Genomic DNA, 15,888 nt, shown 5'->3' on the forward strand with positions numbered 1-15,888 from the left:
ATGACCTTTATCCGTCAGGCCCAACTGCTGATCGGCCCGCTCAGCGAGGTGGAGGGTGGCGGTCCGAGCAATCAGGCGTATCGGATCATAAGCAGCGGCCTGGACACGGACACTCGTATTCGCTTTTCCATCGATCTCTCGGCCACCAGCGAGCCGAACAAGATCGTGCTGGCGATCACCAACCTGGCCAGCGAGCGCTGGGCGCGGATGGCAGTCAAAAACACGCTGGTGCAATTGTCCGTCGGCTATCAGGACAACGGCCTCAAGCTGCTGGCCCGTGGCGGCATTGCTTCCTGCGCCACGCGGCGCGAGGGCGATGAGCGAGTGACGGTGATTGAAGCCCTGGACGGCTACGGCCCGCAGTCGCGTGGCATGCTCAACCGCACCTATGGCGGCGGCATGCCGCTCAAGGACGTTTTTCGTGATCTGGCACGCAGCCTGCCGGGGGTGGACCTCGGCTCAATTGATGTTTCGGGCAATTTGCCGCCCAAGGGCGTGCATGCCTCGGGCCGGGTGGCGGAAACCCTGAACTGGCTGGCGGATCGCTACGGCGTCACCTGGTCGATCCAGGGCGGGGTGCTGCAGGTGCTCAAGGACGGTCAGGGCCTGCCCGGCGAAGCACTGGTGATTAGCTCACGCAATCGCAACCTGATCAGCCTGTCGCCCTCGGCATCCGGGCCGGATACTGCGCAGGACGGCGTGGAGATCATTGCCCAGCTCGACCCGTCCATGCGCCCCGGTGCTGTGGTCTACGTCGACTCCCATGACCAACCCAATCTGACCGGTTATTACGTGGCCCAGAGCGTCAATGCTTCGGGCGATACCCACGGCGATGACTGGACCATGACCATTCGCAGCACGGCCCGCCCATGACCTTAGCCACCGCCAACACCGCGCCGGAAGAGCTGGAGCGCATCGCATTTGATCGGCAGTCGGCCCGGTTGCGCACGGCAACGCCGGGTATCCTGACTGCCGTCCACCCCAACGGCACGGTGGATGTGCAGCCTGCGATCATGCAGGTCACCACGCTGGACGGGGTGCGTTCGGACGAGCCGTTGTCGGTGGTCACCGGCGTACCCACAATCTTCAGCTATTACGCCCAGACCCTGGGGTTGAGCATCACGCTGCCGATGCAGGCGGGCGACGAGGGACTGCTGATTGTTGCAGATCGCAGTATTGATCACTGGCAGGTCGCCAGTGGCGTTCAAGCAGCGGCCGAGCCGGTGTCGCCCCGGCATCACAACATTACCGATGCCTTGTTTGTGCCCGGCGCCGTCAGCGAGCCAAACGCCATTGCCAATGTCTCAACTGATGCCATTCAGATCCGCAACCGCGACGGCTCTACCTGCGTCAGCCTGCGAGAAAGCGCAATCGTCCTGCAGGTAGGCAGCTCGACCATCACCGTTACGGACGGTCTGATCACCCTCAGTGCAGGCGGCTCATCAATCACTCTTGGCGATGCTGTTGAAATCCGCAGCAGCACCCTGACCCACAATGGCAAGAACATCGGCGACAGCCATACCCACAGCGGCGTCACCCGTGGCCAGGACTCGACAGGGGCGCCGCTATGAGCCTGAGTCTGCATATTGATGCCATCGACTATGACTTTCGCGTTATCGCCGGGCGCCTACAACTGGTGACGGGGCCGGATGCTGTGGCCGAGCGTTTGCGCGTGCGGCTGCATGCTTATCTAGGTGAGTGGTTTCTCGATCGTACTTTTGGTTTGCCCTGGTACGACGGCGAAATGCTCGGCGCCAGTAACAGCCGTTTGATCAGCCCGCTGATTCGCCGCGAGATTCTCAAAGACCCCGAAGTCGAGGCCGTGCTGGCATTCGCGGTGAGCCAGAGCGGCAGACAGCTTTCCATTCAGGCCACGGTGCGCACCACACACGGCGACACCCTTTCCCTGTCCGAGGCATTCAATGGCTGACTACGGTGTGACCCCTGACGGCCTCAAGATCAAGCGTCTGGCCGATGTGCTGGCCGATGCCAGTGCGGCGCTGGCGCTGATCCAGGACCCGGTGACCGGAGAGCGCTTGCAACCGGACTTTTCCGCCGCTGACCCGGCCATGCAGGTGGTCAAGATCCCGCTGGAAGCGGTGGGTGATGCATGGGCGCTGCTGCACAACGTGTTCAGTCAGTTCGATCCCGACGCAGCAACGGGCGCGGCATTGTCCGGCCTGGTGCGTTTGAATGGCATCGAGCGGGCTGATGGCAAGCCGTCGACGGTGCAACTGCAGCTTACGGGCGTGGCTGGCACGGTTATCCGCAAGGGGCAGCGGGTTAGCGATGCGCAGCGCCAGGTTACCTGGCTGACCCAGACCGATGTCACGCTCGATAGTGCGGGGCAGGCCAGCGTCACGGCGCATACGGAAGAAAAGGGCGCGTACACCGCCTTACCCGGGCAACTCAATGTGATCATGACCCCGGTGGTGGGTTGGAACTCTGTGAGCAATGCCGCCGCAGCGGTGCCGGGCGCCATCGAAGAGCGCGACCCAGTCTTACGCCAACGCCGCGATCAATCGACCATGGCCCCGGCCAGTTCGCCCGTCGAAGCCATCTACGCCAATCTGCGCAATGTGCAGGGTGTCGACTTTGTTCGGGTGCTGATCAACAACACCCTGCAGGCGGACGAACGCGGCATTCCGGCCAAGGCCATCGCGGCAGTAGTGGTCGGCGGCGCGGACAAGGACGTGGCCCAAGTGCTGCTGGAGCGCTCCCCGGCGCTGACCGAGTGGTACGGTAACACCCTGTTTGTGGTCACCGACAACTTGGGCGACACCTACCCGGTGCAATGGGTCAAACCCGCCGAAGTGCCCATCCATGTCGAGGTCGATATCCAGTCGCTGGGCGATGGCCAACTGACCGATGATTACGCTGCCAGAATTGCCGACGCCATCGTCATCTACTCACGCTTTGGCGCGCCTGGCCTCGGTATTCCAGCTGCGGCTGGTTACGATCAGGACGGCATTGTCCCGGGTGAAAGCGTGGTTGCACCGCGACTTTACACACCGATCAACAGTGTCCCGGGGCATGCACTGCGGGCTATTCGCATCGGTACCAATGCAGACGCATTAGCAGGCGCAGATATCCCGATCAACTGGAATGCCTGGGCCTCGTTCGACCCCTCACGTATCACGGTCAACCTGCTATGAGTCGCGTGGACTATCAGAACGAGTACGGACGCGATCTCAGCGCCCAGGCCTGTGACCGCCAGCTCTACAGCCTCAAGCGCTCCACGGTGCGGGCCAGAGTGCTACAAGTGCAGTTCGATGAGGCTCAGGCACTCTACGACACCTTGCTGGAAGCACTGATCGGCCGGGATCTGCGCTGGGCGCTCGGCAAACAACTGGATGTGCTGGGGCGAATCGTAGGCCAGGGCCGCGAAGTGGTCAGCCGCAGCGAAGCCCAGTGGTTGCGTGCGGACGATGTGCTCGGTTCACCAGACAACGCGCCGGTATGGCTGACCGGTGTGCCCTCATTCGGTAAACGCCGGGCCGACGATGACGAATTCCGCCTGCGTATCTACGGCAAGATTGCCAAAAACCATACCCGGCATGGCTCACTGCCGGAGATTCTATGGTTCGTGCGTCAGGCTTTCGGCATCGACTGCGGCCTGCAACGTATTGGGCCTCTGGAAGGCGTGTTGCTGGTGCGCGACAACATCCCACGCTATCTGCTGCAGGAGCTGACCAGTGTGTTTAGCAACACCCGCGCCGACCACCAATATTTGTTGCCGCTTCCCGCAGGGGCACGACTGAAGGGAATTATCCTGCGACCCGCCAATGGGTTTGGGCCGGATATGGAGAGCGGGGCTGTGGATGTAGGAGTTTTAGCATTGGTATTATGGTTTGTTTCTTTATAAACGGCCAGTTTCAGTTCATATCTGGCACATTCAGTGGCCGTGTAGGTAAAGTGGTGACTATTCTAATGGGTCTTTACTAGAGAGATAAATGAACGAGATCGCCAGTGACATATTGCCTATCCTACAGGCATTGCTATCAGGCTTTGTTGCTACGATCATCTTCTACTGGCTGTCCGACACCGCCAAACCCAATCAGTTTGAGAGGGTGATTCAGGCACTGATCTGCACTGGCGTTATCAAGCTGTTAGTTGATGGGCTTGAATGGTTTTTCCGTTACGTTGGTCAGTGGTATTCGTTTGGTCTATGGACGGAAAATACCGGCACGACCTGGTCCATCATTCTGGCCGTGACAATAGGCCTTGGCTTGGCCTACTTGTCCCAACACGATGTGCTTTACAGGATTGCACGGCGTTTGGGATTCACTTCCAAAGCATCTGTCGGTGAGTGGCGCTATGCATTTGGCAAGTATCCAGATCGCGGGATAGTGCTCAACATGCGTGACGGCCGTCGGCTGATGGGCTACCCGCTTGCATGGCCTGCAGAACCTATTGGCGGTCATTTTTTGATGGAGTTCCCAAGCTGGCTTGTAGATGGTCAAATAATGGAGACTGATGGGATCAGTCACCTGCTAATCCCCAATGCTGAGGTTCAGTGGGTTGAGTTTCTAGAGCCGCAGGAGACATGACATGAATGATCAAGAAGCAGCACGGCGCATGATTTTGGAGCGCCAAACGGGTAACGAGGGTTTTAATGTTAACCGTGAGAAAACCCGGAACGTACTGCCCACAACGGCACCTTCAGCGCCACCGCCCCCACCACCGCCTCCCAGGAAAGAGTCATAAAATGTGGGCGATTGAGTCCTCAGTGGATGATACCGAGGGCTTGAAGCTGTTGGCCAAGCGTTCCACTGCACAACTGGTGGCAATGGTTGCGCTTTTATTCAGTGCGGGTAACGATTGATTCTAAGTCACTTGTTACGCTAGGAGCGAAAAAGTGATCCTGCTCGTTTGGCGCAGAATTTTTGTGGTGAGCACTAATAAATACAACTGAGTCGTTAGACCGAAACCGCCGCTGGCGGTTTTTTTTCGTCTGGAGGTAACTACATGGCCAATGCCGATCGCCCCCTGTCGCCGGGGGTTTTTGCCGCTGATGCTCAAATCACGGTCCCGGCCAACCCGGTACCGGGCGTGTCATACCGCGACCCTGTGAGTGGCATCAGCACCATTGGCCTGGGCTGGCCATTCCAGCGGTTGGTGAACTCCGCAGAGTTTAATGAGGTTATGTACCGGATTACGTCGCTGCTGGAGTTAGTCAACGCTACGGCTGGTTTGGCATGGTCGGAACACGTCGACTATCAAGGCCCAGGAGCAGCGCAAGCGCCTTCATTTGTTGCTTCAACTAACGGCAATCTGTATGTCGCCCTGCAAGCCAGTGGCCCCAACAGTGGTGGTCCACGTGATCCTGCATCCGGTAATAGCGCTTATTGGAGCCAGTTTTCAGGTCTCGCTGCGGGAGCGGACGTAGGAGATGTGAAAACAGTGGCTACCGAAGAGCCACCTTTAGGTTGGCTCAAGTGTAATGGTGACGTGGTTTCTCGTACGCAATATGCCGCGCTATTCGATGTGATAGGCACGCGCTTCGGGGCAGGTAATGGCAGCACTACGTTTGGTTTGCCGGATCTGCGCGGTGAATTTGTGCGTGGCTGGGATGATGACCGTGGTGTTGACCCCGGCAGGATCTTGGGCAGTGCAGCAGAAGGGCAGAATGCTTCCCACGGTCACGAAGCCTCTGCCGCATCGGCGGGCGGACATACACATGAAGCGAGTACTGCAGGTGCAGGGGCCCACGGGCATAATGCCTCAATCGGAGCGGCTGGCAGTCATACGCACGGCGGTGGGACGACGGTTGATGGCAATCATCAGCACGGACTGACAATGGGCTTAACGAATCTGGACAGTGGTGCCTTCGGCGGTGGCGCTAACATCTATGGCACGCAATACACCCAAGCTGCGGGCGCCCACAGTCACTCAATAACAACGGATGCTGCGCCTGATCACATTCATACCGTGAACATTGCGCAAGCACCAGACCATGCACATAGCGTCAGCATTTCAGCGGTGGCGGATCACACACACAGCATAACGGTTACGGCTACTGGTGGTTCAGAGGCTAGGCCAAGAAGCGTCGCACTTCTGTATGTGATCAAGTACTGAAGTCTACTTAGACTTTGAAACCAGTAGCGGGCGATCAAATACGGGGGCAAACAACCCTATCAGTTGCACATTGCCGAAGTCGACCAAGTGGTTGTCATCGAAATACAGCGGCCGACCATTTTTTGAACCCATGCATTGTCCCTGCGGGCACAGGTAAGGCGCTGGGTTCAGCACCTTGACGGCGCATTGCCGCGCAGCTCGATCAATGGCCATATTGGCGATACGGTTGTGTTGCTCATAATCTGCAAATGGGATCGTGATATCGCTTTTTTGCGCGAAAATTCGTTGATTCAGGTTTAGCCCCTTGTACACATTAAAAGGCATTTCGGGGATAGGTCTGACGATGTATACCGGGTGGTTGTGAGCGATGGAACATACCGTATTGGCGTACTCGGCCGAGTAGGTTTCAGCAAACGAATGTCCGGCAGGCTGCAGCACTTTATTGAAGTACACGCTGTAACCATTGGTTCTGGACGGTGTGGAGTAAAGCCCGGCGCGGCTGAACAGGATGACCGGCACACCGTCAAACGAGTGCTTCAACGTTTCGATCTTGTCAGCATTGAAGGTACGGCAAGTACTCTGCAGTTCCTTATCGTTCATTTCAAAATTCAATAATGTCGGGCATCCCCCTCGTGCCCAAAGCAATGCGCTGCCAGTGTTTTCCAGCTGGATGGCCGCAGCAGTTGATTCCGCGTGGCTATCGCCAAATAAAATGGCGGACACCTCTCCTGCGCCAAGCACGCAGTCTGCTGCGCCATATGGGTTTGAGTAGCACTCACGCGAGTACATTTTGCTGGAGTACTCGGGTTGGCCAAGATCCACATAAGCAAACCGGAATTCTGGGTAGTCCTTGGCTACCGAGGCGGTAATGGCAGATATGCCGACTGCTGCGAGGGTGGCAGACGAATATTTGAGAATCGTCGTGAAATTAAAGGCGGCTCTGCTGGCCTTTGACTCGACCAAATAAAACGAGAGGGCTCCCAGGACAAATGAAAGTCCTATCGCTGCCGACACATAAAGCCCGTTACCCAGCAGCCCGCAGTGGTAAAGAAACACCACCAACGGCCAATGCCACAGATAGACAGAGTAAGAAATGGTGCCGATAAACTGCACGGGATTGAGTCTGCTGAATAGCCTGTGCTGATTGGCGACAAGAATGAATGCAGTGCCGGATACTGGTAGCAAGGCTAAATAGCCGGGCCACGCGTTCTGTTCTGACAGGCTGAAGATGCTGAGCAGTATCAACGCCAGTCCAATCCCAGCGAGCCAACTGCTGGTCTGGGTGTTGAGACGTAAGGGATACAGATAAACCAGCCCACCAAAGATCAACTCCCACGCGCGGGTGGGCAGCATATAAAACGCAAAGGCTGGGTTCGACCGACTCAAATAGACCGAAGCGCTAAGAGACACCAGAGCGACAAGGGCCAGTGCGTGTTTTGTGTTCTGCTCCCCCAAGCATTTACGGCAAGCCATAAGAAAGATCGGAAAGATCATATAAAACTGCCACTCCACCGACAAAGACCAGGTATGGAGCAGCCAGTTTGCTTGTTGCGGGGCGTCGAAATAATCGCCCTTGGCCATAAATGAAAAGTTGGATGCAAATAAAAGACTGCTTTTTATGGCCTTGATGGCACCTCGGAAATCATCGAGTGGCAGATAGATAAAACCGAAGGCTAAAACCGCCAAACACAGAAAGAGCAAGGCCGGGACGATGCGCCTGAGCCTCGATGCATAAAACCCTGCGAGCGAAAACTGATCCTGCGCCAAGCCGCCGCAGATGATCTGCGTCATCAGAAAACCAGAGACAACGAAAAAGACATCGACTCCTACAAATCCCCCGTCAAAGCCTGCAATTTTGAAGTGGAATAAAACGACCGCTACAACGGCTAGCGCACGTAGCGCATTGATATCGGTTCTGAAATTACTGTTCATGGATATGTACTATTACAAAGGGAAGGGCAGGGCTTGGTCTGCTTTTTGACTTACATGGTTTAGCTTTCTGCCACGGAGGCTGGCGCTGGAAGGGAAAGTAAAGAAATGAGGGTCAATCGAGCAATTCAGACGACTCCTGAATGCGCGTAGGAAATCTCAAAACTCAAAATCCGGGTGGTGCGTAAATGCCGATTACTCAAGAACAACTAACCCTGATCCTCCCAAACGCCAGCCCAGTTGCTGGCGTTTTTGTTCCTGTCCTGAATACAGCGATGAGCCGGTACCAGATCGTCGGTACAAAACGGGTAGCAGCGTTTATCGCTCAGATAGGGCATGAGTCCGGCCAGCTCCGATATATGAAAGAGGTTTGGGGGCCGACCGCTGCTCAGGCCAGATACGAGGGACGGGCTGATTTGGGCAACACCAAGTCGGGAGATGGCTTCAGGTATCGGGGTCGTGGCCTGATTCAGATCACAGGTCGTGCCAATTACGCTGCATGCGGTGAAGCGCTGGCCTTGGATTTGCTGGCGCAACCCGAGCTGCTGGAGAAACCGCAACACGCCTGTATGTCAGCAGCGTGGTTCTGGGCAAGCAACGGCCTGAACACCTTGGCCGATACAGGCGACTTCAGAATGATCACTCAGAGGGTCAACGGCGGCCAGAACGGCGCGAAGGATCGTCAGACGCTGTACGCCCGTGCGCTGAAGGTATTGGAGTGAACATTGTTGCGATGAAGTGGGGAGGAGGGCTGTTGCTGATCCTCACCCTGATGGCAGTCAGTGCCTTGGCTGCATGGACGTGGCAGGCCAATGCTTATGGCCAGCGACTAGCCCAACAGAAAGCCGCGCACCAAACCGTACTGACCGATCTGGCCAACGCCAACTCCGCGCTAATCATTGAGGAACAAGGCAAGCGCCGTGCCCTGGAGCAATGGTTGGCTGCCAGCGACCAAGTCCACTATCGAGCCCTGACCAATGCCCAAACTGCACAAGCCCGCTTGCGTGATCGCATCGCTACTGCTGACCTGCGGCTGTCAGCCTTACTCGCCGCAACGGATACAGCCCGTTGCAGTGGCGTGCAAGCCACCACCGGCCCCGGCGGCATGGTTTATGGAGCCCAGAGAGCCGAACTTGACCGAGCGCATGCTGAACGAATTCTCAGCATCGTCGGAGAAGGTGATCAGGGATTGATCGCGCTGCAAGCGTGTCAGGCTTACGCCAAAGAAGTCTCATGCACGAAATAAAAGGAGCGGCCGAAGCTGGATGCGTCACTATCCAGCTCGGCCACCAAGCCTTACTTAAGGAAAGAGCATTAGTTTAATTGCTCACCAATACGTTGCATTCTCTAGGATCAAGAGAACTAACTTGAAGAAGAAAAGAATTTAAAGTTGTGTATTTATGTGTTTGAAGTGGTCTTGTTTAAAGAAAACTAAATTTCTAGTTGGCGCGTTGGGTTTTGCTCTAGATCTTTCGTTATTTGCAGGAAGAAATCTGAATTGGCAAGTCTCTCTAATTCCTTATGCTCATACCGCGCGGTAAGGCGTAGATGTCTAATGTGTTCTTCAGTAGTCGCATATCGTTGCATGAACTCTTTACCAGGGATATTATCTTGGCTCATAGCATAGAAGAATCTTGTTACAATATGTTTTTCTTGAGATTCCCATTGCTTGACTTTGTTGGCGAGGGCGTCGATATGTTCCTCGAGTCTACATAAAATATTTGCCCAAGGGGCAATGACAAAATCCTCAGTCCCAATTTTAATTACGCAGGCCTGATGGTCGAAAGTCCCTTTGGTTGGATCATACTCGATCATTTCAGGCCACAGGCCTATTTGATACCAAAATATATATGCTAGACATGCCATTTCTCCACAGTTACCAGATTTAGAGGCGATAGCGTGCTCCAATTGTTTTTCCAAAGTTCCTGATGTGCGTACTTTATTTATTGTGTTTATTTTTGCGCTCCATTCCTCCAAAGTTGTACGTGATGTGATTTTGTTATCGGATTTATATGGGCTGCCTTTAAATAAAGCACGTGTTAGTGTTAATATTTGTTTTGCTTTGAGGGTTCTGCGTTCTTTTAAAGGAGTCCTGTGGATTTGCTTAGGTATTGTTATAGATAAAGAGTTAGTGTTGTTTGTGGGGGGGCTGTTAGCTGCTGTAGAAAATGATTCAGAGGAGTTTCCTGCTGAAGTAACATTACTCTTTATGCTGTTGGAATCTTGGTTTTCCAATCCTTGGGGTTGAGGAGGGATGACAGAAGTTGAGTGAGTGTTATTAACGGCTAGCATGGTGTACTCGTTGCGTGTGGGGTTTCAAAGGTTATGCTCGGGGGGTTCGAGCTTGTGCGCTTTAAAATATCGCTCACTGCATAAGTTTTTATGAAAATGGCAGCTTGATCATTTTTAAAGAGTGTTTTTTGTATTTTAAGTTATTCAAATACGAGAATTACTGGTTTTGCATAGTTGGCCAGAACGGGTGTTTGAATTTCGTAGCCAAGGACTGGGCCACGGAAGGTGTTGACAAAAGCGAACAGCCTACCAATGGCTGGATCCGCCCGAGTGTATGGCACGAGTTCAAGGGTAACCGAAGACCGATTTCTCTTCTGAGTCGGGTTACATTCCGTTCGAATCGAAAATTCAGGGAGCCTAGGGCAAGGTCAATCTGGGCGTGTACTATCAAGCCAATCGACGCACCACGTTTACCGCCTCCGCCAGTTATCGCCAGGGCTTTGATGGCGACAGCTATGGGTATGACGCGATGCTGGGGTTCAAGATCAACTTTTAGAGGAAACGCTTAACAGAAAAGGGTCCGCTATTGGCCGATTTCTGACGATCATGAACCGCTGTCCCGGCAGGCGGATAACAAACTTTGGTAAGGCCGTTAATTAGGTCAATCTTAGGACAAATGTGAGGCCTCATCAGGCCGGTATAGGCTTTAGACCATGCACCAAATACTCCGCATTCACGGTCTGTAGCGGCGCGGAATGCACGCAGAAAACGTTCGAATCCCTATCCTTTGACGTCTGGCTGATAGGGTGTAAATCAGTTCAGCACCGCCGGTTCAGTTTCGGCTTGCGCCTCCTCATTTGAAAAAAACACAGACCGAAGTCTGTGTTTTTTTGCCTGCGATTCGACTATCGCTTCCGCAAGCAGGCGCTTCAACCCGTAAATTTGGGCCTCGTTCCTGAGGGAGCGAAGGCTTCGACTGAACTCATATGTCGGGTAGTCTACTTTCGGCCAAAAGCTGGCCTTCATACCAAAGAACATATACTCGCTCTCTTTTTCACGAGGCCATTGCAGCGAGTTCGAATAGATCATATCCTGACTGCGGTTTTGAAAGCCCCTGCCTCCCCCATCGCACAAACGTGTACGGTAAATGCTTTCTGCTTCTCCGCTTGCGGAGACGCGACAAGCTCATGCATGGCCCTACATCAGCCCGATCTAGTGTCTGTAACCGGGGAACCAGATGCACATGGATCGATAATCTGGTGCCTCGTATGTCGATACCCGCGCTCTCCTCGCACGATGTAAAACTGCTATCGCAGATTCTCCACTCCACATCCAGATCTCTCGGCTGTGTCAGCAAGCTAGCCTCTCAAAGAGAAATGCTTAGCCAACTTCTAGGTTTCCATGACTGGAATGGGGCATGCGCAATTTTGCCTGCGCACTCACACGAGACTACGCATGTTGCCATTGCCTCACTTGAGATACCGTCAACTGTACCCAAGTGGTTCTTGACCGTTGGCAACGACGCGCCATGGCGCTTGCCCGAGAAGATTCGAGATAATCTAATCACCCGATCCTTCAATCCGGCTGGCCTATCCGTCTCACACTACTCAAGACCTGATCCGAAAGGGGATGTGAAGCCACGACACTGGTCTTACTTGTACGCTCCGTCTCCTGGCAGCTACGTGGAGAATAAAATCGCATTTGCTCCTCACGAACCCGACTATGGCAACGGCGATCACACTCCTATCGTGATGACTTTTGTCAACGCTCGAGGCCAAGATGCATTCGCGGTCACTGCCTGGTTAATTACCCTACACCCAGCCCCCCTACAGGCCACGAACTTCAATGGCGCGGCATCGATGCCGCTCTACAACACCTTCATTGAATCCATAACTGGCCACACACCCGAACTGCGCCAAGCCTTCTGCTTGGTAAACAGCCGACAGAACGGCTTTGCATACTCGATCGCCAAGTGCGATGAAAGAGGGCGCGAGCTAAGTGTCGTCGAGCATGTTCCGCACATTAATGGTGCCCAGGCCTGGGCAATACTCGCACAGCACAATAAGGCGCTTGGCCTTTCCTTACTGGATGTTGCCGACATCACACATGCGTGTATTAATGCTGAAAGTGACTAGATAGTGAATCTATGAGCGGGCCTAGGCAATAATGGCAACCATCAACAATTGGCCATGTTCTGTACATCCGCTTTTGACCGATAGCAGCCCATCACGAAGGGCTGCTCCCGGCCGATTCTGTTGAAAAAGTCGGCCATGGTTTCCGCAGCTGAAAAGTACGCGACCGACATTGAAATTTTTACTTTCGGCTGAGGTGTCCAGAGGCAGATTTCACGTAGCAGCGTGTAAAAAAGGCATTTTCACGGGTCGATGATCAGGCAGTTTTTGATGACCGACTGTTTTCAACAGAATCGGCCAAAAGCAGACGTTCAGGCGTCACCCCGCCAAACTTGGGCTATCTTTCCTGCGACTCACCTGCAAAGGGTGATCCCGCAAGTAAGGATGCTTTATGAATCAATCGCCCCATCGCCTGAACCTGTTCGCATTGACGTTGATTGGTGCACTGTCAACCACAACCTTGCTGGCACCGCAAAGCCGCGCTGACGAAGTTTCCGGCCCCGTCGCCGGCACCAAAGTCACCGAACCCTATGTACGCATGATGGCGCGCGAAGCGTATTTCTGGGGTTGGCCGATGGCCAATATTTTCAACCGTCGCCAGGCTTTCAAAGACCTGCCCGAACCTGGCTTGATGGGTGGCATCGTCCCGGTCGCGCCAATCAATCGACTGTCGATGCTCAGCGATTACATTGATCCGGCCGAACGTCTGGTAGCGTGCCCGAATCAGGACGTGGTGTACGGCGCGGGCAGCATTGCGCTGGATCTGGAGCCGGTGGTGCTGCAAGTGCCGGACTTCGGCAGCCGTTTCTGGGTGTATCAGGTGGTGGACCTGCGCTCCGACAGCTTTGCCGAACTCGGCAAGATGTACGGCAGCAAACCTGGCTTCTATCTGCTGGTTGGCCCGGACTGGAATGGCAAAGTTCCGGCGGGCATCACCAAAGTCTTCCGTGCACGCACCAACACCGGCTTCGTGATTCCCCGAGTATTCCAGGACGATACCGCAGCCGACCGCGCAGCCATTCAAGCGTCGCTGTCGGGCGTGGACATGTACCCGCTGTCGCAATACGACGGCAAGGTCAAACATCGCGACTGGGCGAAACTGCCGAAATTCCCGGCGCAGGCGGCGGGCAGCGGCGAAACCAAATGGGTGATGCCGGAGAAATTCTTCGACGAGTTGCCGGCCCTGCTCAAGGACGCCAAACCGTTGCCGGGCGAAGAAGCCCGTTACGCGCAAATGGCCGCCCTCGCTGCCATCGCCAAGGCCGATCCGCAACTCAAGGCGGCGATGATCGATGAGGCGAAAAAAGCCGACAGCGAAGTGATTGATCCGCTGCTGCAATTTCGCAACTACGGCCTGCAACTGCCTGATCACTGGAGCACCATCAGCAACGGTGCGGCGTTTGGTACCGACTACTTCAGCCGTACCGCTGTGGCGCGCTCGAACATCTTCGTCAATCAACAGAAAGAGACCAAATACTTCTATCAGGATCTGGACAAGTCCGGCACCCGCCTCAATGGTCAAAATGGCTATACCGTGACCTTTGCCAAAGGTCAGCTGCCACCGGTGAAAGGTTTCTGGTCGCTGACGCTCTACAACGAACAACACTTCTTCTCCCCGAATGAACTCAAGCGTTATTCGATCGGCACCAAAAACAAATCGCTGCAAGCCAATACCGATGGTTCGCTGACGATCTACGTGCAAAACGATTCGCCGGGCAAGGACAAGGAAAGCAACTGGCTGCCGACACCAAAAGGCGCCGATTTCTCGCTATACATCCGCGCTTATTGGCCTGAACCGGCCGCGCTGAACGGCCAGTGGGTGCCGCCAGCCGTAGTGAAAACCAATTGACCGGGACAGGATGTTCAAGATGAACACACTTGCAAAATCATTGACCGCAATGGGCCTGGCCCTGTCGATCAGCACCAGCGCCCAGGCCGCCACGCACTATGAGCAACTGGCCGATTTGCCGTTTGCGGGCGGGTATCCCACGCTCGAAGGCGTGGAACAACTGCAAAACGAATTGCTGTTCCAGCGCGCCGTGCAGTCGTACATCTGGGCGTTGCCGGCGTTGAACATGTACGCCATGAAGGAAGGCTCGGAGAAAGCCTTCGGCACCGGTTACAACGTGCTGCCGATCTGGAAGGATCGCCTCAACGCCAAGACCCGGGTCACCACGCCCAACTCCGACGTGATCTACGCCATGGGTTATCTGGATCTTAAGCAGGACGGCCCGATGGTCATCGAGGTCCCGCCAGGTTTGCAGGGCATTCTCGATGACTTCTTCCAGCGGCCAATCTGCTCTGAAGGTCAGATCGAAGGTCGCCAGTGGTGTGGTGATGTTGGGCTGCCGGGGCCGGACAAAGGCAAGGGTGGCAAGTATCTTGTGCTGCCACCGGACTACAAGGGTGAGGTACCGCCGGGCTATCTGACCTACCGCTCGCGCACTTACGGCGTGTTCGTGTTCTGGCGCGGATTCTTCAAGGATCCGAAACAACTGGAGGCACCGGTCGCGCTCATGGAGCAGACGCGTATCTATCCGCTGGGCAAACAGGCCACGGCCAAAGCGATGGAGTTTCCCAACGCCTCGAAAACTCCGGTCAACATGCTCTACCCCACCGATGGCAGCGCGTTCGACATGCTGTCGCGGTTCATCGACCACGAATACGTTGACCCGCAAGACATGGAAATGCGCGGCATGCTTGCCGCACTGGGTATCGTCAAAGGCAAACCGTTCAAGCCGGAGGCTACCACCCGCGACCTGCTCGACAAGGCAGCGAAAACTGCAAGCAAGATCGGCCATGCCATTTCCTACATGCCGCAAACCATTGTCGCCAATGGCACCTGGTATCCGGATCGCAAGTGGTTGAACGTATTCCCCGGCAATGCGACGTTCACCGCCGACACCTTCAATTACATCGACCCGCGCACCGGTTTCTTCACCAATGCCTACTCGGCCAGCCCGGGCATGGCGGTGAACATGGAAAACGTCGGCGCCAAGTACCCGGCCACTTTCGTCGATACCAAAGGCCAATTCCTGTCCGGCAGCAACAGCTACTCGCTGAACCTTCCCAAAGGCATTCCGGCGGCATTGTTCTGGTCGGTGACGGCGTATGACTCGATCACTGCATCAGGCCTGGATAACGGCCAGCCGTTCCCATCGCTGAACACCATGGACAAACCCGTCACCAACACCGACGGCTCAATCGACGTGCACTTCGGCCCAGACTCACCGGGTACCGGTAAAAACTGGATCAAAACCCTGCCGGGCGAAGGTTACTTCGTAATTCTGCGGTTATACGGCCCGACCAAGGCGTTCTTCGACAAGGCATGGAAACCGGGGGACTTGATCAAGCAATGATCTGAGATGCGTCCGAACGACATGAGTGCATTAATGCATTCATGTCTTCGGCATTCTTGACCGACAGCTTTGGGTCGGAAGTGGTCGTTCGTGGGCGACTGCTTTTGGCCGAAAGCAGTCAGCTCAGCGTTAATTGTCTGGGAACGGCTGTAATCAAA

At 55.1% G+C, this 15,888-nt stretch carries 15 protein-coding genes; 12 read left to right on the forward strand and 3 right to left on the reverse strand.

The genetic code is table 11. The features are described from left to right. The 7 genes from ACZRMS_RS10265 (at position 1) to ACZRMS_RS10295 (ending at position 6,078) form a co-directional block, all read left to right on the forward strand. Positions 1–873 (forward strand): hypothetical protein, encoded by an 873-nt coding sequence (locus ACZRMS_RS10265; protein WP_463995249.1) that lies wholly within the window; start codon positions 1–3, stop codon positions 871–873. After that, entirely contained in the window at positions 870–1,571 is a 702-nt protein-coding gene (locus ACZRMS_RS10270; RefSeq protein ID WP_463995250.1) for a Gp138 family membrane-puncturing spike protein, read from the forward strand. Before ACZRMS_RS10265 ends, ACZRMS_RS10270 begins: the two co-directional genes overlap by 4 nt. Then, complete coding sequence (locus ACZRMS_RS10275) at positions 1,568–1,930, forward strand: contractile injection system sheath initiator (RefSeq protein WP_463995251.1); 363 nt, start codon at positions 1,568–1,570, stop codon at positions 1,928–1,930. Before ACZRMS_RS10270 ends, ACZRMS_RS10275 begins: the two co-directional genes overlap by 4 nt. Beyond that, positions 1,923–3,155 carry a baseplate J/gp47 family protein gene (locus ACZRMS_RS10280; RefSeq protein WP_463995252.1) on the forward strand — a complete coding sequence of 411 codons (1,233 nt, stop codon included), beginning with the start codon at positions 1,923–1,925 and terminating at the stop codon, positions 3,153–3,155. The genes ACZRMS_RS10275 and ACZRMS_RS10280 overlap by 8 nt, the downstream gene beginning before the upstream one ends. Further along, positions 3,152–3,865 (forward strand): baseplate wedge 1 family protein, encoded by a 714-nt coding sequence (locus ACZRMS_RS10285; protein WP_463995253.1) that lies wholly within the window; start codon positions 3,152–3,154, stop codon positions 3,863–3,865. The genes ACZRMS_RS10280 and ACZRMS_RS10285 overlap by 4 nt, the downstream gene beginning before the upstream one ends. Positions 3,866–3,953: 88 nt before the next feature. Then, the gene (locus ACZRMS_RS10290) at positions 3,954–4,550 is read left to right on the forward strand and encodes a DUF6338 family protein (RefSeq protein WP_463995254.1); all 597 of its coding nucleotides are present in this window, start codon (positions 3,954–3,956) and stop codon (positions 4,548–4,550) included. A 418-nt stretch (positions 4,551–4,968) separates the two neighbouring features. Next, positions 4,969–6,078, forward strand: coding sequence for a phage tail protein (locus tag ACZRMS_RS10295; RefSeq protein ID WP_463995255.1), 1,110 nt, complete (start codon positions 4,969–4,971; stop codon positions 6,076–6,078). Between the two features lie 3 nt (positions 6,079–6,081). Here ACZRMS_RS10295 and ACZRMS_RS10300 read toward each other — a convergent pair whose 3' ends face one another. Then, complete coding sequence (locus ACZRMS_RS10300; protein ID WP_463995256.1) at positions 6,082–8,010, reverse strand: acyltransferase family protein; 1,929 nt, start codon at positions 8,008–8,010, stop codon at positions 6,082–6,084. Between the two features lie 185 nt (positions 8,011–8,195). Between ACZRMS_RS10300 and ACZRMS_RS10305 the strand changes: the two genes are divergently transcribed. Together ACZRMS_RS10305 and ACZRMS_RS10310 are read left to right on the forward strand one after the other, a co-directional pair. Beyond that, positions 8,196–8,729, forward strand: a complete 534-nt coding sequence (locus tag ACZRMS_RS10305; protein ID WP_463995257.1) for a glycoside hydrolase family 19 protein — start codon at positions 8,196–8,198, stop codon at positions 8,727–8,729. Further along, positions 8,726–9,253: a lysis protein gene (locus ACZRMS_RS10310; RefSeq protein ID WP_463995258.1), complete on the forward strand. Its 528-nt coding sequence runs from the start codon at positions 8,726–8,728 to the stop codon at positions 9,251–9,253. Before ACZRMS_RS10305 ends, ACZRMS_RS10310 begins: the two co-directional genes overlap by 4 nt. Positions 9,254–9,438: 185 nt before the next feature. On the opposite strand, the gene ACZRMS_RS10315 is transcribed toward ACZRMS_RS10310, so the two are convergent. Next, entirely contained in the window at positions 9,439–10,299 is an 861-nt protein-coding gene (locus ACZRMS_RS10315; protein ID WP_463995259.1) for a hypothetical protein, read from the reverse strand. Between the two features lie 753 nt (positions 10,300–11,052). After that, the gene (locus ACZRMS_RS10320; RefSeq protein WP_463995260.1) at positions 11,053–11,328 is read right to left on the reverse strand and encodes a hypothetical protein; all 276 of its coding nucleotides are present in this window, start codon (positions 11,326–11,328) and stop codon (positions 11,053–11,055) included. 593 nt (positions 11,329–11,921) lie between these two features. Here ACZRMS_RS10320 and ACZRMS_RS10325 point away from each other — a divergent pair. The 3 genes from ACZRMS_RS10325 to ACZRMS_RS10335 all read left to right on the forward strand — a co-directional run bounded on the left by ACZRMS_RS10325 (position 11,922) and on the right by ACZRMS_RS10335 (position 15,730). Beyond that, positions 11,922–12,374 (forward strand): hypothetical protein, encoded by a 453-nt coding sequence (locus tag ACZRMS_RS10325; RefSeq protein ID WP_463995261.1) that lies wholly within the window; start codon positions 11,922–11,924, stop codon positions 12,372–12,374. 388 nt (positions 12,375–12,762) lie between these two features. Continuing rightward, a complete protein-coding gene (locus tag ACZRMS_RS10330; protein ID WP_463995262.1) occupies positions 12,763–14,220 on the forward strand; it encodes a DUF1254 domain-containing protein in 1,458 nt (485 codons plus the stop codon). Between the two features lie 19 nt (positions 14,221–14,239). Next, positions 14,240–15,730 carry a DUF1254 domain-containing protein gene (locus tag ACZRMS_RS10335; protein ID WP_463995263.1) on the forward strand — a complete coding sequence of 497 codons (1,491 nt, stop codon included), beginning with the start codon at positions 14,240–14,242 and terminating at the stop codon, positions 15,728–15,730. Positions 15,731–15,888 lie beyond the last annotated feature (158 nt).

It is taken from the genome of Pseudomonas sp. B424 (assembly GCF_055408345.1).